The sequence below is a fragment of the Stenotrophomonas sp. AR029 genome, assembly GCF_047520695.2.
GTDB lineage: Bacteria > Pseudomonadota > Gammaproteobacteria > Xanthomonadales > Xanthomonadaceae > Stenotrophomonas > Stenotrophomonas sepilia.
In genome coordinates, this window is record NZ_JAXBQQ020000002.1 from 567,881 (window position 1) to 593,770 (window position 25,890).

The window sequence follows — 25,890 nt, forward strand, 5'->3', positions numbered from 1 at the left end:
CACCGGCCCCCACCCGGTGCGGGCGGATGACAATGTTCCCTGACGCCGTACCCGCCCCCGACCTGCTGCACGCGCAGGCCTGCCTGATCGATGCCCTCGCGATGTCGCTGCAGATGCGCGACGCCTATACCCGCCACCACTGCGACCGCGTTGGCCTGCTCGCGCAGTGTCTGGCCACGCACTGCGATCTTGATGACGAGGCCCGTGCGCAGATCGGCCTGGCCGCGCGCTTCCATGACATCGGCAAGATCGGCATACCCGATGATGTGCTGCTGGCACCCCGCCGGCATACCGATGAGGAGCGCGCGATCATGCGCGAGCATCCGGTACGCGGCGAACACATCTTCCTGGCCACCGGCCGCAGCGACGCCTTGCCGGTGGCGCGGCTGATCCGCGCCCATCACGAAGCCTTCGATGGCAGCGGCTATCCCGATGGGCTGCGCGGCGAATCCATCCCGCTGGGCGCGCGCATCGTCACCATCGCCGATGCCTACGATGCGATGACCAGCGTGCGCCCGTATCGCAATGCGATGGAGCATGAGGCCGCATTGCGGATCATCGACGAGCAGGCCGGCGGGCTGGTGGATCCGTACGTGCTGCAACGCTTCCATCGCATGCTGGAGCGGGAACCGGCGCTGGCCTGAGATCTTCCCGACGGTGAAACGACCCGTCGGTAGAGTCGACTGTTAGTCGACTGCTCTTCGTCCAGATCGCGAAAATCCCGCGCTGCGCGCGATAGTCGACTAACAGTCGACTCTACCAGCCGGCGCTGCGCTGCCGGCCTGGAAGACAAAAGGCCCGGCGTTCGCCGGGCCTTTCGCTCCACGCATCACGGGTGATCGATTACCAGATCACCACGCGCTTGTCGTCGGCGCGCACCATCGCATCACCCGCCTTGCACTGGAATGCAGCAGCGAACGAGGGCATGTTCGACGGCGCACCGTTGGCACGGAAATTGGCCGGCGCGTGCGGATCGGTGTTCAGGCGCACGCGCAGCTCGCCATCGGTGAAGTTGCGGCGCCACACGGTGGCCCAGTTCATGAAGAAGCGCTGGTCCTGGCTGTGGCCGTCAACCTCGACGTTCGCCTTCGGGTCTTCCTTCAGCGCCATCTGCAGCGCGTCGTAGGCCACGGTCAGGCCGCCCAGGTCGCCGATGTTCTCGCCCAGGGTCAGCTTGCCCTTCACGAACACGCCCGGCACCGACTCGTAGCCGTCGAACTGGGCGACCAGCTGGTCGGTACGCTCGGTGAAGGCCTTGCGGTCGGCGTCCGTCCACCAGTTGTCGAAGTTGCCGTTGGCGGCGAACTGGCTGCCCGAGTCGTCGTAGCCGTGCATCATCTCATGGCCGATGACTGCACCGATGCCGCCGTAGTTCAGCGCCGGATCGGCCTTGGCGTCGAAGAACGGCGCCTGCAGGATCGCCGCCGGGAACACGATCTCGTTCTTGGTGGCGTTGTAGTACGCATTGACGGTCTGCGGGGTCATGCCCCACTCGGTCTTGTCCACCGGCTTGCCGATCTTGTCCAGCATGTAGCGGTAGTTGAACGCGCGTGCTGCCTGCATGTTGCCCAGGTAGCTGTCGCCGTTGGTCTGCAGGCCCGACCAGTCACGCCACTTGTCCGGGTAGCCGATCTTCGGGGTGAAGCTGGCCCATTTTTCCAGTGCCTTCTTCCTGGTTTCCTCGCCCATCCACGGCAGCTGCTCCAGGCGCGCCTTCAGCGCCTGCGACAGGTTTTCCACCAGGTGCTGCATGGCGACCTTCGACTCGGCCGGGAACACGGCGTCGACGTACAGCTGGCCCAGGGCTTCACCCATGCCGCCGTTGACCGACTCCAGCACGCGCTTCCAGCGCGGCTGCATTTCCTTCTGGCCACGCAGGGTCGTGCCGTAGAAATCGAAGTTGGCCTTCTCGAACTGGCTGCTCAGGTATGGCGCGGCATCGTCGATGGTGTGGAAGCGCAGGTAGGCCTGCCAGGTGCTGGCGGGCACATCGGCCAGCATCTTGTCCATTTCACCGAAGAAGCCCGGCTGCGCCAGCGAGAACTTCTGCGCGGCCGGTACCTTCAGGGTGTCGAACAGCGCGGTCCAGCTGAAGTTCGGGGTCAGTTTGTCCGCGTCGGCGGCACTGAGCGGGTTGTAGCGCTTGGCCGGGTCACGCATTTCGATGCGTGACATCGAGGCCTTGGCCAGGCGGGTTTCGAAGGCCATCACGGCCTTGGCCTGCTCGGCGGCCTGCGCCGCGTCCACGCCGGACAGGGTCAGCACCTGTGCGATGTAGGCCACGTAGGCGTCGCGGATCTTGGCCTGCGCATCGTCGAAGTAATAGCCCTTCTCCGGCAGGCCCAGGCCGCCCTGGCCGACATAGGCGATGACGTTGGCCGAATCCTTGTAGTCGGCATTGGCGAACAGCGAGAACAACACGCCCTTGCCTTCGGCCTGGCTGTCGCGCAGGTACTGGGTGATGGCGGCGGTGTCGTTCAGCGCGGTGATCTTGTCCAGCTGCGGCTGCAGCGGCGCCAGGCCGGCGGCTTCGATCTTGGCCTCGTCGTTGCCGGTCTTCCAGATGTCACCGATCTTGGCTTCCACCGAGCCGGCCTTGGCCTGGCTGGCGGCGGCCTGCTGCACCAGCGCGTGCTGCACTTCCAGCGAGCGCTCGCGCAGGATCTCGAAGCTGCCCCAGGTGGTCTGGTCGCCCGGCACCGGGTTGGCCTTCAGCCACTTGCTGTTGACGAAGCCATTGAGGTCGGTACAGGCCGAAATGGCCGGATCGAGGTCGGCGCTGTTGAGCGAGATCAGCGGCGTCTTGATCTGCGACAGGTCGAAGGCCGGCTTGGCGTCGGCACTGGCCGCCGGCGCGGTTTCGTTCTTGCCACAGGCGGCCAGCGAGGCAGCGATGGCGATGGTCAGGCCCAGCGGGACCAGGTTGCGGACGTTCATGAGGCTCTCCTGCGGGTAATTTCACAGGGTAGCCGGGGGCGTGAGGTTGGGGACCGGCCAAAGGTCACAGAGCCCACGGCGCAGCTCCCGCCGCGCGCCGGTATGCTCTGGCCTCTGCGATCACTGGACCTCATGACCATGGACGAACCTGCGCTGCTGCTGGCCCTCGACACCTGTGAGTTTCTGTTTCTTGCTGAGATTGGCGAGCCGGAAGCGAATCGTCTGCGCCTGGTCGTCGAGGAGGGCCGGGTGGTCGGAAAGCCCTCCCGGGTGGAGCTCGGTCATGGACGTTCAATCGATGATGTGCGTGCGATAGAGGTGGTGCCCCACTCGCAGCGGTTTGAACTGATCTGGGACCACTACATCAGCTACGCCGTGCACAACGAGTCCTACCAGAGCTGGGACGACTCCGAAGCCTGGAGCGGCAACCTGTTCCGCCGCTACAGCCATTCGAAGTTCCTTGAATATCTGGGCCGTGCCACCTTCGCTGATACCCGTTACCCGGGCCCATTCACGCATTATCAGGTGATATGCCAGGACCACGTCATCGACATTGCTGCGCTGCAGTCGCCGAAGGTGCGCCTGCTGGGTCCTTCGTAGCTGGCACATGCAGCCCCAATGAAATGGCTCTACCGGGTTGCGACAGCGTCAGCCGAGCGTGGGCTCGGCTCTACAAAAAGAAGGGCCGGCTTGCGCCGGCCTTCTGTTTCTTATTTCGCCTTGCCCTGGTTGGCTACGGCTTCGGCGGCCTTGCGCGCCGCTTCCGGGTCGCCCAGGTAGCGGAACGACTGCACGGTCAGGTCATCGTTCAGTTCGAACAGCAGCGGGATGCCGGTCGGGATGTTCAGCTCGAGGATTTCCTCGCGCGAGACGTTGTTGAGGTACTTGTACAACGCACGCAGCGAGTTGCCGTGGGCGGTGACCAGCACGGTCTTGCCGTCCTTCAGCTGCGGCGCGATGGCGTCGTGCCAGTACGGCAGCACGCGGTCCAGGGTGGTGGCCAGCGATTCGGTGCCCGGCAGCGCGTTGCGGTCCAGGCCGGCGTAACGGCGGTCATGGATCGGGTGGCCCGGATCTTCCAGGTCCATCGGCGGCGGCGGGATGTCGTACGAACGACGCCACACCTTGACCTGCTCTTCGCCGTGCTTGGCAGCGGTCTCGGCCTTGTCCAGGCCCTGCAGGCCGCCGTAGTGGCGCTCGTTGAGGCGCCAGGACTTGTTCACCGGCAGCCAGTCCTGCTCCAGCTCGGCCAGCGCACCCTGCAGGGTGTGGATGGCGCGCTTGAGCACGGAGGTATGGGCGACGTCGAACTGCAGGCCTTCCTCGCGCATCAGGCGGCCGGCGGCCGCCGCTTCCCGGCGCCCCTGCTCGGTCAGGTCGACATCGACCCAGCCGGTGAAGCGGTTGTCCAGGTTCCACTGGCTCTGGCCATGGCGCAACAGTACGAGTCTACGGGTCACTGCAGGGTCTCCAACGCGAGGAAAGGCAGGCCGCCATTGTAGCCCCGGCGGCCGCTCACCGTGCCGTGGCGCCACGCATGCGATGCTGCAGCCAATGAATACGGTGATCGACCCCGGGCGCTGGGAAGGCAGCGTCACCGCCGCTCGAGCGCAACAGCTGCAGCTGGCCGGCCGCGTGGAACGCCAGGACCGCCTGCCACGCAAGGTGCGCTGGCTGGCCGGGCTGGATGTCGGATTCGAGGACAACGGTGCCATTACCCGCGCCGCGGCGGTGCTGCTGGATGCAAGGACGCTGCAGCCCGTGGCGCAGGAGATCGCGCGGATTCCTACACTCATGCCCTATATCCCGGGCCTGCTCAGCTTCCGCGAGCTGCCGGCACTGCTGGCCGCACTGGCACTGCTGCCACGAACGCCGGACCTGGTGTTCGTCGATGGCCACGGCATCAGCCATCCACGCCGGCTGGGCGTCGCCGCGCATCTGGGCGTGGTCACCGATCTGCCGAGCATCGGCGTGGCGAAATCGAAACTGGTGGGAAGGTTCGTCGAACCGGGCGCCGAAGCTGGTGCGCATACACCGCTGCTGGATGGCGACGAGCAACTGGGCTGGGTGCTGCGCAGCAAGGTGCGCTGCAAGCCGCTGTTCGTGGCCGGTGGCCATCGGGTCAGTGCCGATACCGCGCTGGGCTGGGTGCAGCACACCCTGCGTGGCTATCGGCTGCCGGAGCCAACCCGGCTGGCGGATCGGCTGGCCTCGCGGCGGGACGAATAGCTGCGCCGGGCGTCTCCCGGCGCGCGCGTCATCTTCGATCAACGATGCACATGGCCACGATGGCCCTGCGCGTCCTCGCCGTGGTCGTGGCCCTCATGGCCCTCGTGTCCGCCGCCCTTGGCCGGCGCCGGCCCGCCACAGGCTTCGCCGCAGTGGTCCGCTTCGATCTGCAGTGTCACGTGCTCGATACCGAAGTCATCATGCAGGCGTCCGCCCAGCTCACGGCGCAGCGCATCGGCATCGGTGCCCTCGCGCATCACGATGTGCGCGGTCAGCGCCGGGGTGCTGGAAGCCAGCGCCCACACGTGCAGGTCATGCACGTCCAGGACTGCGGCGTGGCCGGACAGGCTGTCGCGCACCCTGTCCACGTCCATGCCCTTGGGCACGCCTTCCAGCAGTACGTTGATCGCCTCACGCATCAGTACGTAGGTACGCGGCAGCACCCACAGGCCGATCAGCACGGCCAGGATCGGGTCGATCGGTTTCCATCCGGTCCACTTGATCAACAATGCGCCCGCAATCACTGCCACCGAGCCGAGCATGTCGGCCCACACTTCCAGGTAGGCGCCCTTCACGTTGAGGCTCTCGCCACTGCCCGCCTGCAGCAGGCGCATCGAGATCAGGTTGATGACCAGGCCCGCAGCCGCGATCACCAGCATGCCGGAGGAGGCGATCTCCTGCGGCTGGCGGAAGCGGCCGACCGCCTCCCACAGGATGTAGGCGGCGACCACGAACAGCATGGCACCGTTGATCATCGCGCCCAACGCTTCCAGCCGTGCATAGCCGTAGGTGCGGCGCGCATCCGGCGGGCGCCGGCTCAACCGTACCGCGACCAGCGCGATCATCAGCGCCAGCGCATCGGTGGCCATGTGTGCGGCGTCGGACAACAGCGCCAGGCTGTTGGTCCAGAACGCGCCCACCACTTCGACGACGAGGAAGGTGGTGGTCAGGCCGAGTGCCCACCACAAGGGCTTCTCGTGGCGGATCTGGGATGGCAGGTGATCGTGGTCGTGGCCCATGGCAACAGCTCCTTTGCGATGCGGTGCAGGCTACGCGGTGCCGGCGGAGGAGACTATTACGATGTTTATAACATTGCAGGCCACACGAGCCCTCGCCGGCCTGCGGTCAGAAGCCGAAGCGCAGGCTGGCCCAGTAGGCGCGGCCCGGTTCGTTGTAGGTCGCCGCGCCGGCATCGCTGCTGTTGGCCTCGCGGAACAGGCGCTTGTCGGCCAGGTTGTTCACGCCGAAGCCGAAGCTGACCGTCTCGGTCACCTTGTAGCGCGCGCTCACGCCCCAGATGTTGTACGCGCCACGATCCTGCAGCGCGATCGATGCATCGCAGCTGCCGGTGCAGCGCGGGTCGTTGTTGATGTTGGTCGTGGCCGGTTCCTGCTTGCCGTAGAAGGTGCCGGTCAGCAGCACGGACAGCCTGTCGGTGGCCTGCCAGTCCAGCATGGTGTTGATCGTGTACTTCGGGATCACCGACAGCGGCTGGTGCGTGGTCTTGTTCTCGTTTTCCACCATGTAGGTGAAGTTGTTGCTCCACTTCAGGCGGTCGCCCTGCTCGCCCAGCAGCGGAATGACCAGGTTGCCTTCCAGCCCCTGCACGATCGCCTTCGGCGCGTTCTCCCAGCGGAAGATGCGGCCCTTGGTGTCGGCGGTCAGCCCGATCTGGGTGTAGCCGGCCTGGATCTTGTCCTTGTAGTCGTTGTGGAAGTAGGTCAACGACGCCTGCCAGCCGCTCTGCGGTGCCCACTCGATGCCCAGTTCCTTGTTCAGGCTGGTTTCCGCCTTCAGGTCCGCGTTGCCGCGCATGTAGCAACCGGCGCCCAGGCTCGGCAGCGCATTGGGGCAGCCGTTGCCGCGGGTGTAGTAGAGATAGTCCGGATTCGACTGGTACAGGTTCGGCGCCTTGAACGCGCGGGCAATGCCGCCCTTCACCACCCAGTCGCCGCTGATACGGAACTGCGCGTTGAGGCTGGGGCTGGTGTTGTTGCCGAACTGGCTGTGGTGGTCGAAGCGCAGGCCCGGGGTAACGATCCAGCGCTCGCCCAGGTAGATGTTGTCTTCCACGAACACCGCCGTGGTCTGCGCATCGGCCTTGCCGCGCGCACGATCAGCCGACAGCCCCGGGATGCCACCGCCGCTGCTGCTGGACTGGCTCATCGAGTACGGGTCGGTCAGGCGGCTGTCCAGGTATTCAAAGCCCAGCGTCCAGATGTTCTCGGCACCACCCAGCGTGGCCGGGAAGCTGACTTCACCGTCCAGCTGGTAGTTGCGCAGGCGCGAGGTCGACCAGTCGGTGCCGTTGAAGCTGCCTTCCGGGCCACCGGCCAGGCCTTCGTTGATGCGCGAGTTGTTCACCGCTTCCACCGCAGCCGTCACCCGCGAGGTGACATCGCCCCAGCGACCACGATGGCTGATCGCGCCGGTGTTGCGGTACATGCGGTTGGTCTCCGCCTTGCCGTCGGCCAGCGCCGCCAGATCAACGCCGGTCGAAGTGCCGGTGGTGCTGACCGCACGGTCGCCGGCGTAGATGTTGCCCTGGCGGCTGGTGCCCGCCTCGAACTCGACCACCTGGTTGGCGGTCACGTCCCAGCGCAGCAGCGCGTTGACGTCACGGTTCTTGACGCCCTCGCGGCCAGCCGGTGGCACTGCGTTCGGCTGGGTGGCGTACTGACGGTTGAGATCGAGTGAATCGGCGTCGGTCTTGTTGAGGTTGCCGTAAAGGCGGAACGACAGCGTGTCGGTCATCGGCCCACTCAGCTGCAGGCCGACGCGCTCGCTGCCACCTTCGGCGCTGTGTTCAGGCACCAGCCCGTACAGGTCGACCGCACCGGCAAGGTCGCCGGTCGGGCGCTTGGTGATGATGTTGACCACGCCACCGGAAGCACCGGAGCCATAGCGTGCCGCCGCCGGTCCGCGCAGCACTTCGATGCGCTCGATCATCTCCGCCGGCACCCAGTTGGTGTCGCCGCGTGTGTTGCGCTCTCCGCTGCGCCCCATGCGCACGGCATCGCGCGCACCGATGCGCTTGCCGTCGACCAGGATCAGGGTGTTTTCCGGGCCCATGCCGCGCAGGTCGATCTGGCGGTTGTTGCCGTACTGGCCCGAGGCGCTGTTGCCGGTGAGGTTGACGCCCGGCATGGTGCGCAACAGTTCGGCGATGTCGTTGGCCGGTGGGCGCCTGGCGATGTCCTCGGCGGTGATGGTCGAGGTACCCAACGCCTGGCGGGCAATCTGCGAGGCGGTGACGTGCACCGTGTCGATATCGGTGGCGTCGGTTTCAGCCTGGGCGGTCAGCGCGCTGCCCGCCAGCAGGGCGGCAACGGCGAGCGCCAGCGGGCGCGGCGAGAGGACAACGGCAGGAGACATGATCTGGACCTTCTGGCAGGGCAACGGGGCCTCTGGCAAAGGGCTTGAGGCAACGACGAGGGGGAGGCGGAGCGTCGCTGCAGTCGCCTGCGGCCCGATCCGTGCGTGCATTCTCCCATCAATGCGAGTGATTCTCAAATGCGTTCACTCATTGCTACCGCAGGCGTGATGTGCCCTGCGTGCCGAACGACCCTGCATCGGGCTTAAACTGGCTGGCTTGCCCACCATCAACCGCACGCCGCCGCGGCCGATACCCGTGGTTTGCCGTACGCAGTCAGAGATCGACGTGGAACCACCTCAACTGGACGATGCCAGCCAGCCGCTGGCCGAGGCCTGGCAGCACTGCCTGCAACAGGCCGGCCCGGCCGCCACCGCGCTGCTGCACGCCGCCGCAACCGATGCCCCGCCGGCGCTGGCCCAACGCTTCTACGAAGTGCTGTTGCAGGACGGGCGTGCACGCCGCTTCCTGTCCCACGATCAGGTCAAGCAACGCCTGCAACCGGCCATGCAGCGCTGGCTGGTGCAGCTGCTGACCACTGATGCCGACGGCATTGCCGCCACCGTTGCCTCGCAACGGGTGATCGGCGATGTGCATGCCCGGGTCGGCATTCCGGTCGACCTGGTCACCCGCGGCGCGCGCGTACTCAAGCACGAGCTGTTCGTGCGCCTGCGCGACGACGCGCCCGACAGCGCCACCGCGTTCGCCGCCATCGACTGCCTCAGCGCGATCATGGACATCGCCATGGAAGGCATGACCCTGGCCTACACCCATGCACGTGAGCGCTCCACCCGTGCCGATGCTGCCTACCGGCTGTTCTCGCTGGTGCAGAATGTCGGTACCGAACGCGAGCGCCAGCGTGCACTGCTGCTGGACTGGGAGAACGCCCTGCTCTACGCACTCGCCGGCCACGTGCAGGCCGGCGAAAGCGCCAGCCTGGCGACCTCGGAATTCGGCCTGTGGTTCACCCACAAGGGCATCCCCAGCTTCGGCGAGAGCAGCGAAACCCAGCAGGTCGGCCAGCTGATGGCCCGCATCGACGGCAACCTGCAGCGGGCAAGCAATGACACCCCGGCGCAACGACTGGCGGTGCTGCCGGCCATTCGCGAGGACCTGGCCGCCATCCGTACCCTGATGACGCTGTTGTTCGAACGCATCGGTGAACTGGATGCCGGCAGCGATGCCCTGACCAACCTGCTCAACCGCCGCTTCCTGCCTACCGTGCTGCGCAGGGAGATCGAGCTGGCCACGCGCAATCGCACGCCGTTCTCGCTGCTGCTGCTCGACCTGGATCACTTCAAGGCGATCAACGACGGCCACGGCCACGATGCCGGCGACCGCGCGTTGCAGCACGTCGCCGGCCTGCTCGGCCAGCTGACCCGCGGCAGCGACTACCTGTTCCGCTACGGCGGCGAGGAGTTCGTGGTGGTGCTGGTTGCCGCCAGTGAGTCACAGGCCTCGGTGATCGCCGAGAGCCTGCGCCGGCAGATCGCGCAGTCGCCAGTGGCACTGGCCAACGGCCAGGTTCTGTCGCTGACTGCCAGCATCGGCGTGGCCGGCCATGATGGCCACCCGGACTACGAACGGTTGATGGCACGTGCCGACGCGGCGATGTACGAGGCCAAGCGCAGCGGCCGCAACCGCGTGGTGGTGGCCAGCGGGGACCTGCAGGAAGCCCCGGGCCGGCGTGCGTTGCAGCGATGACGACAGGACAGGTAGAGTCGACCGCTGGTCGACTATCGCGCGCAGCGCGGAATTTTTCGCACGCGGGGCGAAGAGCAGTCGACTGACAGTCGACTCTACCGACAGTCGACTTTACCGGTCCGCGCGCCAGCCGATGCATTGAACGCCACCACTCCCCACCCCGCCCACCACAGCAGCGCCAGCAACGCGATGCCTGCACCCAGCAGGCACACGGCAGGCCAGCCGTGCTGGGCCTGCATCCAGGGCCCGGCAGCCGCACCGGCACCACTACCCACCGCATAGAACAGCATGTACAACGCCACCAGGCGCCCATGCTGTTCCGCCGGTGCACGCAGCAACAATGCCTGGTTCGAAACATGTAGTGCCTGGCCGCCGAGGTCGAGCACGATCACGCCCAGCAGCAGCAACGACAGCGACTGCGGCAGGCCCAGCAGCGGCCACCACGCAACCAGCATCAACAGCAGCGCGCCAAGACTGACCCGATCGGCAAAACCGCGGTCCATCCAGTGCCCGACCCGCGACGCCATCAATGCACCTGCCACCCCGGCCAGGCCGAGCGCACCGATGGCCGCAGTGGACCACTGCAGCGGCGGGGCCGACAGCGGCAAGGGAGCCGCCGCCCAGAACACGTTGAGTCCGGCAAACAGCAGCAATGCCAGCGGACCACGCTCGCGCAGCGTTCGATCCCGGCGCAGCATGCCCAGCATCGAGCCCAGCAGGTCGAGCCACCGCGGCGGTACCGCGGGTATCGGCACGGCCGGCAGGCGCCGCCACAGCAGTACGGCCAGGGCTGCCATCAGCGCTGCCGACAGCAGATAGACCGCTTGCCAGCCGGCAATGGCCGCCACCGTGCCGGACAGCACGCGCGCCAGCAGCAGCCCGATGAACACCCCACCCTGCACCACCCCCACCACGCGTCCGCGCTGCACGGCCGGAGCCATCGCTGCCGTATAGGCGATCAAGCCTTGGGTCAGCGCGGTGCCCAACAGCCCGGCCAGCAGCATGCCAGACAACAGCCAACCGGCCGTGCGTGCCGCTGCCAGCCACAGCAGGGCCGCCACCAGTGCCGCCAGCTGCAGCCGCAGCAGGCGCCGCCGGTCACCGCGATCAGCCAGCGGCAGCAACCCGAGCAATGCCAGCACGCTGCCGGCCTGGGTCGCGGCCAACACCGCGCCGGCAACCGCCCGTTCCAGCGCGAAGGCGTGTACAAGCTGATCCAGCAGCGGCTGCGCGTAATAGACGTTGGCAACGCTGGCGCCGGCGGCAACCGCAAGCAGCACCAGCAGGGGGCGTGGAATCGGCATGGCATTCGTCATCTAGTTTCATATTGAAACCAGATGCAGGCTAGCCACTTTGGTTTTAAACTGCAACCACATTCGGAGGCCACAGCATGCACGCCAACAGCCCCTGCCCCGTTGCCCGCAGCGCCGACCTGCTCGGTGATCGCTGGGCACTGCTGGTGATCCGCGATGCCTTCGACGGCGTCCGCCGCTTCGGCGACTTCCAGCGCAGCCTGGGCGCCGCCCGCAACATCCTCAGCGATCGCCTGCGCAGGCTGGTCGAGGCCGGCATCCTGCAACTGCAACCGGCCTCCGACGGCTCGGCCTACCAGGAATACGTGCTCACCGCCGCGGGCCAGGCGCTGTTCCCGGTGCTGGTCGCGCTGCGCCAATGGGGTGAACGCCATCGCTTCGGTGCAGACGAAGCTCATTCGCAGCTGATCGAATCCAGCACGCGGCGACCGCTGCCGTACATGCAGCCGCGCGGGCGCGACGGTCGGCCCCTGCAGGCCGCCGCCACCCGTGTGCGCAAGTTCAGGGACGACGGGCACAGCGCCTGACCCGCCCATTCGCGCACACCGCGACCCGGTCGCGCCGGTTAGCATCGGATGTTTCCGCCGCCGGACAACGACGATGTCGCGCTATCGCCCTTCCCTGATGACCGCCCTGCTGCTGCCGTTGCTGGCCTGCAGCGCCGGAACCACGCAGGCCCGCGAGGTTGCCGCGCCCGCCGACCACGTGCAGGCCGATGGCCCCTATGTGTTCCGCCAGGGCGACCGGGTGCAGGCCAAGTGGATCTGCGCCGACAAGGTCGAATCGCGCACGCTTGCCTCCGGGGCAACAGGGACCGATATCGCACCGCGCTGCGGCTACGAACACACCGTGCATGTGGCTGCGCCGAATGCAGCCTCGGTCTCGGTGCTGCCGGCCACACCGCGCATCGTCGCGCTGTCCGACATTCACGGCCAGTACGGGTTGCTGGTGCGCCTGCTGCGTGCCCATCACGTGATCGACGCGGAGGATCGCTGGGCGCTGGGCAAGGACACGCTGGTCATCGCCGGCGACGTGTTCGACCGCGGCCCGCAGGTGACCGAGGCGTTCTGGCTGCTCTACGGCCTGCAGCAGCAGGCGGCCGCCGCCGGTGGCGCCGTGCACTTCGTGCTCGGCAACCACGAAACCATGGTGCTGTACGACGACCTGCGCTACGTCAACCCCAAGTACCTGCGCAGCGCCCAGCTGCTGGGCCGCAGCTACCCGCAGCTGTATGGCGCCGACTCGGTGATCGGGCAGTGGCTGCGCACCCGACCGGTACTGCTGAAGATCGGCGATACCCTGTTCCTGCACGGCGGCATCTCGCCCGAGGCGGTGCAGCTGGCGCTGGACCCGGCACGCACCAACGCGGCCTACCAGGCCTCGCTGGGCCTGCCCAAGGCCGAAGTGAAGGCCGACCCGGCCACCGCACCGCTGTATGACGGCAAGACCAGCCCGATCTGGTACCGCGGCTATTTCGATGGCCGCCTCGACACCGCGGGTGTGCAGGCTGTGCTCGACCGCCTGCAGCTCAAGCGCATCGTGGTTGGCCATACCTCGATGCCGCACGTCAGCAGCTTCCACGGCGACCGCGTGATCGCCATCGACAGCAGCATCAAGAACGGCGAGAACGGCGAACTGCTGTTCATCGAGGGTGGCAAGCTCAGCCGTGGCCTGCTGGATGGTTCGCGGGTGCCGCTGGCGCTCGGTGAGCCGGGCCTGCAGGACTGAATGGAGGGACAGCGCGACGGTGCCGGGAGGTGCCGGCGCGCTCCACCTGCAGCCGGTTTGCGGCTACCCTCGGCAGCCGAGAGGCCCACCCCGTCCATCCGGTGGGCCTGACCGTTACAGGAGCCCCGCGCATGCGCGTTCTGATTGCTGAAGACGACCCGGATATCGCCTCCGGCCTGTGCGCCTCGCTGCGCCGGCAGGGGCACGTGGTCGACCACGTCGACAACGGTGCGCACGCCGATGCTGCACTGGGCTCGACGCAGTACGCGCTGCTGGTACTGGACCTGGGGCTGCCGCAGCTGGATGGCCGCGACGTGCTGCAGCGCCTGCGCCAGCGTGGTGATGGCCTCGCAGTGCTGGTGGTGACCGCCCGTGACGGCCTGGCCGAGCGCGTGCGTGTGCTCGACCTGGGTGCCGATGACTACCTGGTCAAGCCGTTCGCGCTGGACGAGTTCGAAGCGCGCGTGCGCGCCCAGCTGCGCCGGGTCACCAGCAATGGCAACCCGGACCTGCGCATCGGCCGCCTTCGCATCGACCTGGCCGGGCACCGTGTATGGATCGACGACCAATCACTTGAACTGACCGCACGCGAGTTCGGGCTGCTGTCGGCGCTGGCGGTACGCGCCGAGCGCATCGTGTCACGCGCGCAACTGGTGGAAGCGCTGTGCGACTGGGGCCAGGACCTGACCGACAACGGCCTGGACATCGCCCTGCACCGCCTGCGCCGCAAGCTGCAGCCGGGCGGCATGGGCATCCGCACCGTGCGCGGGCTGGGCTACATGCTGGAAGACGCGCAGGACGACAGCGCCCCGTGATCAGTGGACCGCCCAGCCTGCGCCGGCGCCTGCTCGCCTTCCTGGCGTTGCCGATGCTGGGCCTGCTCACCTTCAATACGATCCTGGCCTATTACGTTGCGCTGGACTATTCCAACCGCATCCACGACCGCAACCTGATCGACGACACTCACTCGTTCGCGCAGATGCTGAGCACCATGCCGGTGACCAGCGACCTGTCTCCGCAGGCGCGCTTCCTGATCGAGTACGAACCCGACGGCCATCGCTATTTCAACGTCGACAGCAGCCGCCAGGGGACGCTCAGCGGCAATGCGGATTTCAGTGCCTACGCGCCTTCGCAGGAATGCACCGGCGTGGACACCACCCTGTACGATGGCATTCTCAACGGCCAGCCGGTGCGCATGGCCACCGTCTGCACGCGTGCGATGAACGATCCGCAGGACCAGCTGGCGGTGACCGTGGCCGAAAGCATGGCCGAACGACGCCAGCGCGCGCGAGAGATCCTGATGATCATCATCCCGCTGATGACCATGCTGGCGCTGGGCACTGCCGCGCTGGTCTGGTTCGGGGTGACCCATGGCCTGCGCATCCTGACCCCGCTGAGGACCCGCCTGGCACAGCGCCGCGGCGAACTGGCGCCGATCTCCGACGCCGACGTGCCGGAGGAAATCCAGCCACTGATCAGCACCATCGACGATCTGTTTGCCCGCCAGGCGGAAATGATCACCCTGCAGAACCGTTTCATCGCCGACGCCGCGCACCAGCTGCGCTCGCCGTTGGCCGGCATGGCCCTGCACGTGGACCAGGCACTGGCGCATGGCGACCCGGACACGGTGCGCGAGGCACTGCAGCACATCCGCCGGCTCAACCAGCGCACCGCGCGGGTCAGCACCCAGCTGCTGGCGCTGAGCCGGGCCCAGACCGTGCCGGAGACGGTGGAGGCACTGGACCTGTGCGAACGGGTGCCGCAGTGGGTCGGTACACGCGTGCCTGAAGCGATCCGCGATGGCATCGATCTGGGTTACCGCGGCAGCCCCCAGCCGCTGCGCGTGCTCGGCAACGGTGCCCAGCTGCAGGAAGCACTGGACAACCTGATCGACAATGCGCTGCGCTATGCCGGCCGCGATGCGACCGTCACCGTCGGCGTGCACGCGCTGGATGACAATGACGTCGAACTGTACGTGGAGGACAACGGGCCCGGCGTACCCGAGGACGTGATGCCGCGGCTGGGTGAGCGCTTCTTCCGCGCCCCCGGCAACACCGCCAGCGGCACCGGCCTGGGCCTGGCCATCGCCCACGAGGCGGTGGAGCACTTCGGCGGGCGCCTGACCTTCCTCAACCGCCCCGGCGGCGGACTCAAGGTCGCCATCACACTGCCGCTGCTGAAGGCCCCCTGACCCGGACCGGGGCGCTGAAAGGCTGGCGAAAATCGCGGTTGCGATCCTGACCCTCCCCACTGCCGTCCCGGAGCCGCCAGGTGACCGACTCGCACGACTTCTTCCTCCCCGGTGGCCCGCAGGGCGTGCTGCTGGTTCACGGCCTGACCGGTACCCCGGCGGAAATGCGCATGCTGGGCAAAGGGCTGAACAACGCCGGCTTCACCGTACACGGCGTGCAGCTGCCCGGCCATTGCGGCACCGTGGATGACCTGCTGGCGACCACCTGGGAACAGTGGTACCAGGGCGTGGAAGATGCGGCGGCAAGCCTGCGCGGCAAGGTCGACCAGCTGTTCGTCGGTGGCCTGTCGATGGGCGCGGTGCTGTCGCTGGCACTTGCTGCTCGACGACCGGACTGGGTGTCCGGCGTCGGCGTGTATGGCGCCACGTTCCGCTACGACGGCTGGAACATACCCGCTGTCGCCCGCCTCTCGTTCCTGCTGCCGTGGTTCAAGCGCTTCAATATCGGCCGCGACCGCATGTTCATGGAAGAACCGCCGTACGGCCTGCGCGACGAGCGCCTGCGTGCGCAGGTCAGCGCCGCCATGCTGTCCGGCGACAGCGCGGCGGCAGGCCTTCCGGGCAATCCCTGGCACGCGCTGGCCGAGATGCGTGCGCTGAGCAACTGGACCCGCCGCCACCTGCACCAGGTCACCGCCCCGTGCCTGGTGATGCACGCGCGCGAAGACGACGTGGCCAGCATGGGCAATGCCGAACTGGTGATGTCGCGGGTCAGTGGCCCGAAGGAACTGGTGGTGCTGGAGGACAGCTACCACATGATCACGATCGACCGCGAACGCCGCGAGGTGATCCGCCGCAGCGCGCGCTTCTTCACCGGGATCGGTGAACGCAGCGGCGTCCTCAAGGCGGTGGCCTGAGATGGGGGCACTTGCCACGCTGCTGTGGCTGGCCAATGTCGTGCTCGATACCGGTGGCCAGCTCGCCTTCAAGGCCGCCGCCAGCGACCCGCAGGAGGGCGAGGGACTGCAGCGCTGGAAGCACATGCTCAGCCGCCCCTGGCTGTGGATCGGCATCGCCTGTTACGTGCTTGAGTTCGTCGCCTGGATCGCCTTCCTGTCACTGGTTCCGCTGTCCAAGGGCGTGCTGCTGGGCTCGATCAACATCGTGGCGCTGATGATCGCCGGCCGCATCCTGTTCCGCGAGAAGCTCACGCCATTGCGGGTGACCGGGATGCTGCTGGTCACAGCAGGCGTGGCGGTGGTGGGGGCCGGCTCATGAGGCGCCTGTATGTGATCGGCTTCCCCCTGCTGATGGCCTTCGACACCCTGGCCCAGCTGTGCTTCAAGTACGCCGGCGATGCTGCGCTGCCGGTCGAGGCCAACACCACCTGGCTGCTGCGCGTGCTGTCGCAACCCTGGGTGTACGGCGCCATCCTGGGCTACGTGGGTGCGTTCTTCACCTGGATGAGCCTGCTGCGGCATGCGCCGATCGGCCCGGCATTCGCGGCCTCGCACCTGGAAGTGATCAGTGTGCTGCTGCTGTCGGCCTGGCTGCTGAAAGAGCCGCTCACCCTGCACCACCTGGTCGGTGCGGTACTGATCGTGGCCGGCATCGTCTGCCTCGGCCGCGCGGAAGCGGACGACCCGCACAGCCCCGCCGAAAGCACCTCGTGAGCGGGCTGCGATGAGCCTGTTCGCGCGCGAACTGCCACCGACCGCCGGCCTGCCGATGCAGGCCAGCGACTTCCTTCCCGGTGGTGGTGACCTGCGCGGGATCCTGGCCAACCAGCTGGGCACGCCGCCGCTGCAGCTGACCTGTTCCGGCACGCACGCGCTGCTGATCGCCCTGCGCACCTTGCGCAAGCGCGCACCCAGGCGCGACACGGTGATCATGCCGGCCTACACCTGCCCGCTGGTGCCGATCGCGGTGCACAGCCTCGGCCTGCGCGTGCAGCTGTGCGATACCCGGCGCGGCCACTTCGACTTCGATCCCGGCCAGCTCGAACGGTTGGCCGATGCGCGTACGTTGGCCATCCTGCCAACCCACCTCGGCGGTCGCATCGCCGATGTCGAACGGGCCTGCGACATCGCCCGCAGCGCCGGCGCCTGGGTCATCGAAGATGCCGCACAGGCGCTGGGCGCACGGGTGGGCAACAGCAGTGTCGGCCTGCGTGGCGACATCGGATTCTTCAGCCTGGCCGCCGGCAAGGGGCTGAGCCTGCACGAAGGCGGCCTGCTGGTCAGCCGCGATGACGAACTGCGCGCCGAACTGGCCGAGCATGCCGCCGAACAGGTGCGCTTCAACCTGCGCTGGGAGCTGCTTCGCAGTGTGCAGCTGCTTGGCCTTGCCGCCTGCTATCGCCCCTCGCTGCTGTCGCTGGTGTACGGCAATCCGCTGCGCAGCGCACTGCAGCGTGGCGATCTGGAAGACGCGGTCGGTGACATTTTCCCGCTGGACATACCGCAGCACCGGGTCAGTCGATGGCGACAGAACATCGGTGCCCATGCCGCGCGGCGATTGCCGGCGTTCCTGCAGGCCGGGCGCCTGCGCGCACTGCAGTTGCGCGTGCAGCTGGCACAACTGCCAGCGGTGGAGGTGGTCGATGGCTTGGCCGGCACCGGCGGCACCTGGCCGATGCTGATGCTGCTGCTGCCCAGCCAGCGCGCGCGCGATGCCGCGCTGGACGACCTGTGGCCGCGCGGCCTCGGTGCCAGCCGCATGTTCATCCATGCCCTGCCCGACTACGCCTACCTGCGTGGCATCGTGCCGCAGGAGGACGTGCCCAATGCACGTGACTTCGCCGCACGCATGCTCACCCTTGGCAACAGCGCCTGGCAGACCCGTGAGGAAACGGGCGAAATACTGCAGGTCCTAGCCCGCGCCTGACCCGCACGTGCATGCGTGGCCTGCGCTCCGCGCATTCATCCATGTACTTTCCTGAACGCTTTCCCAGCCCGTCAAAAGCGCCTTTCAACAGGAAAGGAACGAGAAAGGCGGCCTGCCTACATTGAGCCTGCCCCGGCAATGTGCCGGACGCCTTTCTCATCGACGGACCTGCCCATGCATTGGAGCATCCTGTGTGACTTCGACGGCACCATCAGCCTCGAAGATGTCATCGACTCGCTGCTGGAAAAGTACGGCCAACCGGGCTGGCAGGAACTGGAAGACCAGTGGAAGGCGGGAAAGATCGGCTCGCGTGAATGCATGCAGGGCCAGGTGCGGCGGCTGGAACTGGATCCGGCCACGCTTGATGCCCATCTGGACCAGGTGCAGATCGATCCAGGTTTCGTCGCCTTCGTCGCTCGCACCGAGCAGCTGGGCCTGCCACTGCGCATCGTCAGCGACGGCCTGGACTATGCGATCCATCGCATCCTCGCCAACCACGGCCTGGCGCAGCTGCCGGTGGTGGCCAACCACCTGCGCTGGTGCGATGACCACTGGGAACTGGAATCGCCCTACCAGGCCGAAGGCTGCCGCAGTGGCACCTGCAAATGCGCCTGCGCCGCGCAGGCGCGCGCCAACGAAGCACCGCGCGTGCTGATGATCGGCGACGGCAGCTCGGACTTCTGCGTGTCCGAAGACGCCGACTTCGTGTTCGCCAAGCGCCGCCTGATTACCCATTGCACGAATGCCGGCATCGAGCATGCCGCCATCGACACCTTCCACGATGCAATCGCACTGCTGCCGCGCTTGCTCGATGGCAGCCTGCTGCAGCCACGTCGCCTCGACGCCAGCCCGCAGCCCGCCGCACTGCCCCTGCTGCTTGCCACCGCCTGAGCACTCCCTTCCAGGCGCGCTCCCCTGTTACCCCTTTCGAACGTCCTTCACGGAACCGAACTGCATGAATATTTTTGACAAGAACGCCGACGCCGCTGCCTCCGATGCGCAGCTGCTGGCCGACGAAGCCCGCTACAGCTCCTTCGGCGACACCGTCCACTACGTCGATCCGCCGAAGATCTTCCAGCGCGGCGAAGGCAGTTACATGTTCGACGGCGCGGGCGTGCCCTACCTCGACCTGCAGATGTGGTACTCGGCGTGCAACTTCGGCTACAGCAACAAGCGCCTGAACGATGCACTGAAGGACCAGATCGACACCCTGCCGCAGGTCGCCAGCCAGTACCTGCACCCGACCCGCGTGCAGCTGGCCAAGACCATTGCCGTGGACATGCACGAGAAGTTCGGCCTCGACGGCCGCGTGCACTTCAACGTCGGCGGTGCGCAGGCCATTGAAGACTCGCTGAAGATCGTGCGCAACGCGCGCGGCGGCAAGAGCCTGATGTTCGCCTTCGAGGGCGGCTACCACGGCCGCACCCTGGGTGCGTCGTCGATCACCTCCAGCTACCGCTACCGCCGCCGCTACGGCCACTTCGGCGAGCGCGCGATGTTCATCCCGTTCCCGTACCCTTTCCGTCGCCCGAAGGGCATGACCCCGGACGAGTACTCCGACCACTGCGTGTGGCAGTTCGAGCGCCTGTTCGAAAGCGAGTACAACGGCGTGTGGGATCCCAAGGTCGGCCAGGCCGAGTACGCCGCGTTCTACGTCGAGCCGATCCAGGGCACCGGTGGCTACGTCATCCCGCCGCGCAACTTCTTCACCGGCCTCAAGCGCGTGCTGGACAAGTACGGCATCCTGATGGTCGTCGATGAAATCCAGATGGGCTTCTGGCGCACCGGCAAGCTGTGGTCGATCGAGCACTTCGGCGTGACCCCGGACGTGCTGGTGTTCGGCAAGGCGCTGACCAACGGCCTGAACCCGCTGTCGGGCCTGTGGGCGCGCGAAGAGCTGATCAACCCGACCGTGTTCCCGCCGGGCTCCACCCACTCCACCTTCAATTCCAACCCACTGGGCACCCGCCTGGGCCTGGAAGTGCTGAAGCTGGGCAAGGAAATGGATTACGAGCGCACCGTGCCGGAAAAGGGCGCGTACTTCCTCGACGGCCTGCGCGGCCTGCAGAAGCGCCACCCGGAAATCGGCGACGTCGACGGCCTGGGCCTGGCGCTGCGTGCGGAAATCTGCCAGGCCGACGGCTACACCCCGAACAAGGAGCTGCTGGACCGCATGGTCGACATCGGCCTGGCCGGTGACCTGCTGCACGACGGCAAGCGCATGGGCCTCGTGCTCGACGTGGGTGGCTGGTACAAGAACGTGATCACCTTCGCGCCGTCGCTGGACATCAGCTACGAAGAAATCGACCTGGCGATCACCCTGCTCGACCAGGCGCTGACCAAGGCCAAGGGCTGAGGTCGATGCGCTGCCGGTTCCCGTGCCGATGGAGATGACGTCACGCCCCTCCAGCACCGCGCTGGAACCGAGCGCGCTGCTGGAGGGCTTCCTGGCCCACCCGCCGCTCGGATTCGAGGCAGGCCGCCTTCCCAGCGGCCTGCCGACCTTCCGTGCGCCGCTGGACCTGACCACCACGATGGATGACGAACTGCGCAGCAGGCTACTCGGCCTGCCGCTGTCGCGCCTGTGGCGGCCGTGGATCACCTGGAAGACGCGCTTCGTCGGTGCCACCAGCACCGAGTACACCCCGCTGCCGGCACACGTTGCCCCGGAGGCGCTGGCTGAGGACGTGACGCGTCACGCGATCGGCGATACCCGGCTGCTGGTGGTGAAGGACCTGGCAGTCGAATCACCGCTGCTGGACGACGCGGCCAACGCACACAGCGGCGCCTTCCTGCAGGCGCTGCTGGCACGCGGCTTCGTCGAACTGGAAGGCATGCCGCTGGCCTGGGTGGCGATCGATTTCGATTCGCTCGACGACTATCTCGGCCGCCTGTCATCCTCGCGCCGCAAGAACATCCGTCGCAAGTTGCGTTCGCGCGATGACCTGCAGATCGACTGCATCGCCACCGGCAACCCGGCCCTGGCCGACCCGCAACTGCAGGCCGAACTGTACGCGCTGTACCTGGACGTATACGCGCAGAGCGCGGTGCATTTCGACCAGCTCGACCTGCCCTATTTCCAGTACCTGCTGGCCGACAGCCAGGGCCAGGGACGGATGTTCCTGTACCGCCACCAGGGCCGGTTGATCGGCTGGAACCTGTGCTACGTGCATGCCGGCAAGCTGGTGGACAAGTACATCGGCCTGGCCTATCCGCAGTCGCGCGAGCACAACCTGTACGCGGTCAGCTGGATGCACAACCTCGAGTACGCGCTGCGGCACGGCCTGAGCCACTACGTGGCCGGCTGGACCGACTCGCGCATCAAGGCCGAACTGGGTGCGCGCTTCACCTCCACCCGGCACGCGATCCACGCACGCTCCCCGCTGCTGCGCGCTGCGCTGCGCAGGCTGGCACCCTATCTGCAGGGCGAACCTGATGGAGGCGGTTGAATGATGCCGTTGCGTTCCCCGCTGATCCTGGACCTGGACGGTGGCGTGCTGCCGCTGCCACAGGCGCAGACCCTGGCCCTGCCGCAGTGGCATGACCCGCTGCGCTTTGCCTGCAGCAATGCCACCCTGGACCGTTTCGCCGCTGACGTGCTGGCACCACTGCCGGCCCAGCTCGGAACCGTCATGCTCGGCAGTGGCGACTTCCACCACCTCAGCCTGCCACTGCTGCGCCGCATGCGCGGGCAGGCCCCGTTCCAGCTGGTGGTGCTGGACAACCATCCGGACAACATGCGGTTCCCGCTCGGCATGCACTGCGGCTCGTGGGTGAACGCCGCCAGCAAGCTGCCGCAGATCTCGCACATCCATGTGCTCGGCATCACTTCCAGCGATATCGGCCTCGGTCATGCCTGGGAGAACCACTGGCGACCGCTGATGGGTGGACGCCTGACGTACTGGTGCATGGACGTGGACGTGGGCTGGGGCCACCGCCTCGGCATGGGCCGTGCGTTCCGACGCTTCGAGCACCCGGAGGCACTGGTCGCCGCGTTCGCCGCCGAGCAGGCCACATCCCCGCAGCCCACCTACCTGTCGATCGACAAGGATGTATTCGCCGAGGACGTTGCGCGCAGCAACTGGGACCAGGGCCGCTTCCAGCTGGAACACGCACTGGTGGTGATCGAAGCACTGCGCGCCGGTGGCCTGGTCGGCAGTGACATCACCGGCGAAGTTTCGCTGGCCAGCTACCAGAGCCGCTTCAAGCGCTGGCTGTCGTCGCTGGATGGCCAACCGGACATCAGGGCCGATGATCTTCCCGTCTGGCAGGCGCGTCACCAGAAGGTGAACCGCGAACTGCTGGCGGCAATCGCCGCCGCACCGACGGCCTGCTGACCGCGTCGGCAATGCCGGCCGTTGGCCGGCGTGGCTTCGGTAGTGCCGGCCGCTGGCCGGCAACCTCGTTGTTCCCGGGCTCACAGGAATGCCGGCCAGCGGCCGGCACTACACTGGACTCCCGACCCGGAGCCCTCGCCATGCCCCAGACCGTCATCCCGCAACTGCGCATGCGCCATGCCGATACCACCCTGCCGTTCTACGTGCAGGGGCTGGGTTTCGTGGTCGACTGGGAACACCGCTTCGAAGCCGGTTTGCCGTTGTTCGCCCAGCTCACCCGCGATGGCCAGACGATCTTCCTCACCGAGCACAGCGGTGACTGCGAGGTCGGCGGCGCGGTGTACTTCATCGTCGACGACGTCGACAGCCTGTACCGCGCCTTCAGCGCCGCCAACGTGCCGATCGAGCAGCCACCGCATGACACCGACTGGGGCAGCCGCGAGATGCTGCTGCGCGACCCCGACGGCAACCGCCTGCGTTTTGCCACCCACCTGGACTGAACAATGCGGACTTGAGGCATATATACGAAACATATATGCTTCGTATATCAACTCCGCCAGGACCGCCCATGGGCATCGTCAACATCGATGACACCCTGCACGACCAGCTGCGCCGTGCCTGCACTGTCTCCAGCCGTTCGATCAACGCCCAGGCCAACTTCTGGATCCGGGTCGGCATGCTGTGCGAAATGAATCCCACGCTGAGCTTCCAGGACATCGTCGCCAGCGAACTGCGGGCTGCCGGCGTGCAGCCGCCGCTGCTGGCACCGGGACAGGTCTGAGCAGATGGCGATCATCAAGCGCCCCGACGAGATCGCGCTGATGGCCGAATCCGGGCGCCTGCTTGCGCAGGTGTTCGCCGCGCTCGACCGGCTGCCACTGCAGGGCCGCAGCACGATGGAGATCAACGATTTCGTCGAACGCATGATCGTTGACGAGCTGCAGGCGCGGCCGGCCAGCAAGGGCCAGTACGGCTTCCCGTACGTGCTCAACGCCTCGATCGACAACGTGATCTGCCACGGCGTACCCAGCACCACCGACGTGCTGCGTAACGGCCAGATCGTCAACCTCGACATCACCCTGGAGAAGAACGGCTACATCGCCGACTCCAGCACCACCTACCTGGTGGGCGAGGTCGACTACGCCGCGCGCAGGCTGGTGCGGACCGCCTACCAGGCGATGTGGAAAGGCATCGCTGCGGTGCGCCCCGGTGCACGCCTGGGCGACATCGGCCACGCCATCGCCCGCCACGCGCGCAGCCACGGCTACAGCGTGGTGAAGGAATACTGCGGCCATGGCATCGGCCAGGAAATGCACGAGGAACCGCAGATCCTGCACTACGGCCATCCCAACACCGGCAGGGTGCTGGAGGAGGGCATGGTGTTCACCATCGAGCCGATGCTCAACCAGGGCAAGCCGGCCATCCGCCAGCAGCCGGACCAATGGCCGGTCTACACCCGCGACGGCAAGCTGTCGGCGCAGTTCGAGCACACGGTGGCGGTCACCCGCAACGGTGTGCGCGTACTGACCCTGCGCCCCGGCGAAGCGCCATTGTGCGCGGTGGATGCGGCCTAGAGCGGACGCAACAGAAGCACCGTTGCCAGGCAGAACATGAAGATCGCGACGCCCCCATCCAGCACCCGCCAGGCGTCCGGCCTGCGGAACACCGGCTGCAACAGGCGCGCGCCATAGCCCAGCGTGCAGAACCAGGCCACGCTGGCGGCGCACGCACCGGCGGCGAACGCCCAGCGCAGGTCACCCGGGTAACGCGTGGACAGGCTGCCCAGCAGCACCACCGTATCCAGATAGACATGCGGGTTGAGCAGGGTGAACGCCAGGCAGGTCAGCAGCACCTGCCGTCCGCTGCCGCCCTGCGCCTCGGTGGCGGCCAGTACGCCACCACCGCGCCACGCACGCAGTCCCGCCTGCACGCCATACCAGAGCAGGAACGCCGCACCACCGAAGCGCAGCACCTGCAGCAGCAACGGCCACTGCAGCACCAGCGCGCCCATGCCACCGACGCCGGCCAGGATCAACGCGATGTCCGCGCCGGCGCAGGCCAGCACCACCCTGCCCACATGCCGCTGCTGCAGGCCCTGGCGCAGCACGAAGGCATTCTGTGCGCCGATGGCGATGATCAGGCCGGCACCTGCGAACAGGCCGGCGGCGGTAGCGGCGATCCACATCAGGACAGGCCAGGCAGCGAGGGGACACGCAGGGTGAGGCCAATGGCGATGTTTAGACAATCTGATTTTTCTTTATCCTGTGCAGGAAAACTGAAGGGGCACCGGCATGGATCTGGTACATCCACAATTGGCCGCATTCGCTGCGGTGCTGGAAGAAGGCAGCTTCGAGGCTGCGGCACGCCGCCTGTCGATCAGCCCATCAGCACTGTCGCAACGGATCAAGGCGCTGGAAGACAGGCTCGGGCAGGTCCTGGTGGTGCGCCAGGCACCCTGCCGACCGACTGCTGCGGGGGAAGCGCTGCTGCGCCGGGTACGCCCGATGCAGGCACTGGAAGCCGAGGCGCTGGCCGAGCTGCTACCCGAGCGTGGCAACGACGCTACGCGTACGCCCATCCCCCTGGCGGTCAACGACGACTCGCTTGATACCTGGTTCGTGCCCGCCATCGCTGACCTGCACCAGCGCCATGGCTACCTGTTCGACCTGCGCATGGACGACCAGGACCACACCCTGCAGTTGCTGCGCGATGGCAGCGTGCTCGGCGCAGTGACCGCCGAAAGCCAGCCGGTGAAGGGCTGCAACGTGCACCCGCTCGGCGCCATGCGTTACCACGCGATCGCTTCGCCCGGCTTCGCCCGCCAATACTTCAACGATGGCATGCAGGCCGCGGCCCTGGCGCGCGCACCGATGCTGGTGTTCAACCGCAAGGATGAACTGCAATGGCGCTTCGTGCGGCGCCTGACCCGCGCGCGACTGCAGCCGCCGCTACACTACCTGCCCTCTTCCACCGGTTTCGTCGAAGCCGCCGCGTGCGGACTCGGTTGGGGCATGGCCCCGGAAACCCTGGTCGCGCCCGCCGTGCGCGCCGGCCGCGTGGTGGTACTGGAACCCCGCCGCTGGCTGGATGTGCCGCTGTACTGGCAACATGCCGCCGTGCGCTCAAGCACGCTGCAGCACATCACCCAGGCGCTGCGCACTGCAGCCAGCGGCACCCTTCGTTGAGGACAAT

The 25,890-nt window shown here is 67.1% G+C and carries 26 protein-coding genes; 20 read left to right on the plus strand and 6 right to left on the minus strand.

Features of this window, described 5'->3' with window-relative positions; all coding sequences use genetic code 11:
- Positions 1–26 precede the first annotated feature (26 nt).
- Positions 27–644, plus strand: a complete 618-nt coding sequence (locus ACM0PB_RS09170; RefSeq protein ID WP_005415790.1) for an HD-GYP domain-containing protein — start codon at positions 27–29, stop codon at positions 642–644.
- A 199-nt stretch (positions 645–843) separates the two neighbouring features.
- Here the strand turns inward: ACM0PB_RS09170 and ACM0PB_RS09175 are convergent, their stop codons facing one another.
- Positions 844–2,937, minus strand: coding sequence for a M13 family metallopeptidase (locus ACM0PB_RS09175; RefSeq protein ID WP_065179781.1), 2,094 nt, complete (start codon positions 2,935–2,937; stop codon positions 844–846).
- A gap of 138 nt (positions 2,938–3,075) precedes the next feature.
- Between ACM0PB_RS09175 and ACM0PB_RS09180 the strand changes: the two genes are divergently transcribed.
- Entirely contained in the window at positions 3,076–3,537 is a 462-nt protein-coding gene (locus ACM0PB_RS09180; protein WP_231109140.1) for a hypothetical protein, read from the plus strand.
- A gap of 110 nt (positions 3,538–3,647) precedes the next feature.
- On the opposite strand, the gene gpmA is transcribed toward ACM0PB_RS09180, so the two are convergent.
- Positions 3,648–4,397, minus strand: coding sequence for a 2,3-diphosphoglycerate-dependent phosphoglycerate mutase (gpmA, locus tag ACM0PB_RS09185; RefSeq protein WP_005415787.1), 750 nt, complete (start codon positions 4,395–4,397; stop codon positions 3,648–3,650).
- A gap of 94 nt (positions 4,398–4,491) precedes the next feature.
- Here gpmA and nfi point away from each other — a divergent pair, with 94 nt between their 5' ends.
- The gene (gene nfi / locus ACM0PB_RS09190) at positions 4,492–5,166 is read left to right on the plus strand and encodes a deoxyribonuclease V (protein WP_065179783.1); all 675 of its coding nucleotides are present in this window, start codon (positions 4,492–4,494) and stop codon (positions 5,164–5,166) included.
- Positions 5,167–5,204: 38 nt separating this feature from the next.
- Here nfi and ACM0PB_RS09195 read toward each other — a convergent pair whose 3' ends face one another.
- Both ACM0PB_RS09195 and ACM0PB_RS09200 read right to left on the minus strand, forming a co-directional pair.
- The gene (locus ACM0PB_RS09195; protein WP_065179784.1) at positions 5,205–6,185 is read right to left on the minus strand and encodes a cation diffusion facilitator family transporter; all 981 of its coding nucleotides are present in this window, start codon (positions 6,183–6,185) and stop codon (positions 5,205–5,207) included.
- Between the two features lie 106 nt (positions 6,186–6,291).
- Positions 6,292–8,541 carry a TonB-dependent siderophore receptor gene (locus ACM0PB_RS09200; protein WP_139726913.1) on the minus strand — a complete coding sequence of 750 codons (2,250 nt, stop codon included), beginning with the start codon at positions 8,539–8,541 and terminating at the stop codon, positions 6,292–6,294.
- Positions 8,542–8,827: 286 nt separating this feature from the next.
- Here ACM0PB_RS09200 and ACM0PB_RS09205 point away from each other — a divergent pair, with 286 nt between their 5' ends.
- Complete coding sequence (locus ACM0PB_RS09205) at positions 8,828–10,243, plus strand: GGDEF domain-containing protein (RefSeq protein ID WP_065179787.1); 1,416 nt, start codon at positions 8,828–8,830, stop codon at positions 10,241–10,243.
- A gap of 95 nt (positions 10,244–10,338) precedes the next feature.
- Here the strand turns inward: ACM0PB_RS09205 and ACM0PB_RS09210 are convergent, their stop codons facing one another.
- On the minus strand, positions 10,339–11,559 hold the full coding sequence (locus ACM0PB_RS09210) for an MFS transporter (RefSeq protein WP_414604638.1): 1,221 nt from the start codon (positions 11,557–11,559) through the stop codon (positions 10,339–10,341).
- A 74-nt stretch (positions 11,560–11,633) separates the two neighbouring features.
- Between ACM0PB_RS09210 and ACM0PB_RS09215 the strand changes: the two genes are divergently transcribed.
- The 15 genes from ACM0PB_RS09215 (at position 11,634) to map (ending at position 24,272) form a co-directional block, all read left to right on the plus strand.
- Positions 11,634–12,083 (plus strand): winged helix-turn-helix transcriptional regulator, encoded by a 450-nt coding sequence (locus tag ACM0PB_RS09215; RefSeq protein ID WP_065179646.1) that lies wholly within the window; start codon positions 11,634–11,636, stop codon positions 12,081–12,083.
- Between the two features lie 73 nt (positions 12,084–12,156).
- Positions 12,157–13,284 (plus strand): metallophosphoesterase, encoded by a 1,128-nt coding sequence (locus ACM0PB_RS09220; protein ID WP_065179647.1) that lies wholly within the window; start codon positions 12,157–12,159, stop codon positions 13,282–13,284.
- 131 nt (positions 13,285–13,415) lie between these two features.
- Positions 13,416–14,099 carry a response regulator gene (locus ACM0PB_RS09225; RefSeq protein ID WP_014646433.1) on the plus strand — a complete coding sequence of 228 codons (684 nt, stop codon included), beginning with the start codon at positions 13,416–13,418 and terminating at the stop codon, positions 14,097–14,099.
- A complete protein-coding gene (locus tag ACM0PB_RS09230; RefSeq protein ID WP_414604637.1) occupies positions 14,096–15,475 on the plus strand; it encodes a sensor histidine kinase in 1,380 nt (459 codons plus the stop codon). Before ACM0PB_RS09225 ends, ACM0PB_RS09230 begins: the two co-directional genes overlap by 4 nt.
- 80 nt (positions 15,476–15,555) lie before the next feature.
- The gene (locus ACM0PB_RS09235; protein WP_005415777.1) at positions 15,556–16,392 is read left to right on the plus strand and encodes an alpha/beta hydrolase; all 837 of its coding nucleotides are present in this window, start codon (positions 15,556–15,558) and stop codon (positions 16,390–16,392) included.
- Position 16,393: 1 nt separating this feature from the next.
- Entirely contained in the window at positions 16,394–16,753 is a 360-nt protein-coding gene (locus ACM0PB_RS09240) for an EamA family transporter (RefSeq protein ID WP_021202495.1), read from the plus strand.
- On the plus strand, positions 16,750–17,148 hold the full coding sequence (locus ACM0PB_RS09245; RefSeq protein WP_032954032.1) for a DMT family transporter: 399 nt from the start codon (positions 16,750–16,752) through the stop codon (positions 17,146–17,148). Before ACM0PB_RS09240 ends, ACM0PB_RS09245 begins: the two co-directional genes overlap by 4 nt.
- Before the next feature lie 10 nt (positions 17,149–17,158).
- Positions 17,159–18,361, plus strand: a complete 1,203-nt coding sequence (locus ACM0PB_RS09250; protein ID WP_134956316.1) for a DegT/DnrJ/EryC1/StrS family aminotransferase — start codon at positions 17,159–17,161, stop codon at positions 18,359–18,361.
- 174 nt (positions 18,362–18,535) lie between these two features.
- Positions 18,536–19,252 (plus strand): MtnX-like HAD-IB family phosphatase, encoded by a 717-nt coding sequence (locus ACM0PB_RS09255; protein WP_111127949.1) that lies wholly within the window; start codon positions 18,536–18,538, stop codon positions 19,250–19,252.
- Positions 19,253–19,316: 64 nt separating this feature from the next.
- On the plus strand, positions 19,317–20,717 hold the full coding sequence (locus ACM0PB_RS09260; protein ID WP_005408663.1) for an aspartate aminotransferase family protein: 1,401 nt from the start codon (positions 19,317–19,319) through the stop codon (positions 20,715–20,717).
- 28 nt (positions 20,718–20,745) lie between these two features.
- Complete coding sequence (locus ACM0PB_RS09265) at positions 20,746–21,810, plus strand: GNAT family N-acetyltransferase (RefSeq protein WP_414604636.1); 1,065 nt, start codon at positions 20,746–20,748, stop codon at positions 21,808–21,810.
- Positions 21,811–21,813: 3 nt separating this feature from the next.
- The gene (locus tag ACM0PB_RS09270) at positions 21,814–22,698 is read left to right on the plus strand and encodes an arginase family protein (protein ID WP_065196595.1); all 885 of its coding nucleotides are present in this window, start codon (positions 21,814–21,816) and stop codon (positions 22,696–22,698) included.
- A 140-nt stretch (positions 22,699–22,838) separates the two neighbouring features.
- Positions 22,839–23,198, plus strand: coding sequence for a bleomycin resistance protein (locus ACM0PB_RS09275; RefSeq protein ID WP_053498166.1), 360 nt, complete (start codon positions 22,839–22,841; stop codon positions 23,196–23,198).
- A gap of 68 nt (positions 23,199–23,266) precedes the next feature.
- Positions 23,267–23,479 (plus strand): ParD-like family protein, encoded by a 213-nt coding sequence (locus ACM0PB_RS09280; RefSeq protein WP_005415768.1) that lies wholly within the window; start codon positions 23,267–23,269, stop codon positions 23,477–23,479.
- Positions 23,480–23,489: 10 nt separating this feature from the next.
- Complete coding sequence (gene map / locus ACM0PB_RS09285; RefSeq protein WP_170944914.1) at positions 23,490–24,272, plus strand: type I methionyl aminopeptidase; 783 nt, start codon at positions 23,490–23,492, stop codon at positions 24,270–24,272.
- Here the strand turns inward: map and ACM0PB_RS09290 are convergent.
- Positions 24,269–24,883 carry a LysE/ArgO family amino acid transporter gene (locus tag ACM0PB_RS09290; protein WP_065186715.1) on the minus strand — a complete coding sequence of 205 codons (615 nt, stop codon included), beginning with the start codon at positions 24,881–24,883 and terminating at the stop codon, positions 24,269–24,271. The genes map and ACM0PB_RS09290 overlap by 4 nt on opposite strands.
- Positions 24,884–24,989: 106 nt before the next feature.
- Here ACM0PB_RS09290 and ACM0PB_RS09295 point away from each other — a divergent pair, with 106 nt between their 5' ends.
- The gene (locus ACM0PB_RS09295; protein ID WP_065196521.1) at positions 24,990–25,883 is read left to right on the plus strand and encodes a LysR family transcriptional regulator ArgP; all 894 of its coding nucleotides are present in this window, start codon (positions 24,990–24,992) and stop codon (positions 25,881–25,883) included.
- Positions 25,884–25,890: the final 7 nt, after the last annotated feature.

What these genes read in the sequence shown, in the direction of transcription:
- ACM0PB_RS09215 (WP_065179646.1), top strand. Translation starts at nt 11,634, where the DNA reads ATGCACGCCAACAGCCCCTGCCCCGTTGCCCGCAGCGCCGACCTGCTC.
- ACM0PB_RS09245 (WP_032954032.1), top strand. Translation starts at nt 16,750, where the DNA reads ATGAGGCGCCTGTATGTGATCGGCTTCCCCCTGCTGATGGCCTTCGAC.
- ACM0PB_RS09290 (WP_065186715.1), bottom strand. Translation starts at nt 24,883, where the DNA reads ATGTGGATCGCCGCTACCGCCGCCGGCCTGTTCGCAGGTGCCGGCCTG.
- ACM0PB_RS09210 (WP_414604638.1), bottom strand. Translation starts at nt 11,559, where the DNA reads ATGACGAATGCCATGCCGATTCCACGCCCCCTGCTGGTGCTGCTTGCG.
- ACM0PB_RS09180 (WP_231109140.1), top strand. Translation starts at nt 3,076, where the DNA reads ATGGACGAACCTGCGCTGCTGCTGGCCCTCGACACCTGTGAGTTTCTG.
- ACM0PB_RS09255 (WP_111127949.1), top strand. Translation starts at nt 18,536, where the DNA reads ATGCATTGGAGCATCCTGTGTGACTTCGACGGCACCATCAGCCTCGAA.
- ACM0PB_RS09240 (WP_021202495.1), top strand. Translation starts at nt 16,394, where the DNA reads ATGGGGGCACTTGCCACGCTGCTGTGGCTGGCCAATGTCGTGCTCGAT.
- ACM0PB_RS09220 (WP_065179647.1), top strand. Translation starts at nt 12,157, where the DNA reads ATGTCGCGCTATCGCCCTTCCCTGATGACCGCCCTGCTGCTGCCGTTG.
- ACM0PB_RS09170 (WP_005415790.1), top strand. Translation starts at nt 27, where the DNA reads ATGACAATGTTCCCTGACGCCGTACCCGCCCCCGACCTGCTGCACGCG.
- ACM0PB_RS09200 (WP_139726913.1), bottom strand. Translation starts at nt 8,541, where the DNA reads ATGTCTCCTGCCGTTGTCCTCTCGCCGCGCCCGCTGGCGCTCGCCGTT.
- ACM0PB_RS09270 (WP_065196595.1), top strand. Translation starts at nt 21,814, where the DNA reads ATGCCGTTGCGTTCCCCGCTGATCCTGGACCTGGACGGTGGCGTGCTG.
- ACM0PB_RS09295 (WP_065196521.1), top strand. Translation starts at nt 24,990, where the DNA reads ATGGATCTGGTACATCCACAATTGGCCGCATTCGCTGCGGTGCTGGAA.
- ACM0PB_RS09265 (WP_414604636.1), top strand. Translation starts at nt 20,746, where the DNA reads ATGGAGATGACGTCACGCCCCTCCAGCACCGCGCTGGAACCGAGCGCG.
- nfi (WP_065179783.1), top strand. Translation starts at nt 4,492, where the DNA reads ATGAATACGGTGATCGACCCCGGGCGCTGGGAAGGCAGCGTCACCGCC.
- ACM0PB_RS09250 (WP_134956316.1), top strand. Translation starts at nt 17,159, where the DNA reads ATGAGCCTGTTCGCGCGCGAACTGCCACCGACCGCCGGCCTGCCGATG.
- ACM0PB_RS09195 (WP_065179784.1), bottom strand. Translation starts at nt 6,185, where the DNA reads ATGGGCCACGACCACGATCACCTGCCATCCCAGATCCGCCACGAGAAG.
- ACM0PB_RS09225 (WP_014646433.1), top strand. Translation starts at nt 13,416, where the DNA reads ATGCGCGTTCTGATTGCTGAAGACGACCCGGATATCGCCTCCGGCCTG.
- ACM0PB_RS09280 (WP_005415768.1), top strand. Translation starts at nt 23,267, where the DNA reads ATGGGCATCGTCAACATCGATGACACCCTGCACGACCAGCTGCGCCGT.
- ACM0PB_RS09260 (WP_005408663.1), top strand. Translation starts at nt 19,317, where the DNA reads ATGAATATTTTTGACAAGAACGCCGACGCCGCTGCCTCCGATGCGCAG.
- ACM0PB_RS09175 (WP_065179781.1), bottom strand. Translation starts at nt 2,937, where the DNA reads ATGAACGTCCGCAACCTGGTCCCGCTGGGCCTGACCATCGCCATCGCT.
- ACM0PB_RS09275 (WP_053498166.1), top strand. Translation starts at nt 22,839, where the DNA reads ATGCCCCAGACCGTCATCCCGCAACTGCGCATGCGCCATGCCGATACC.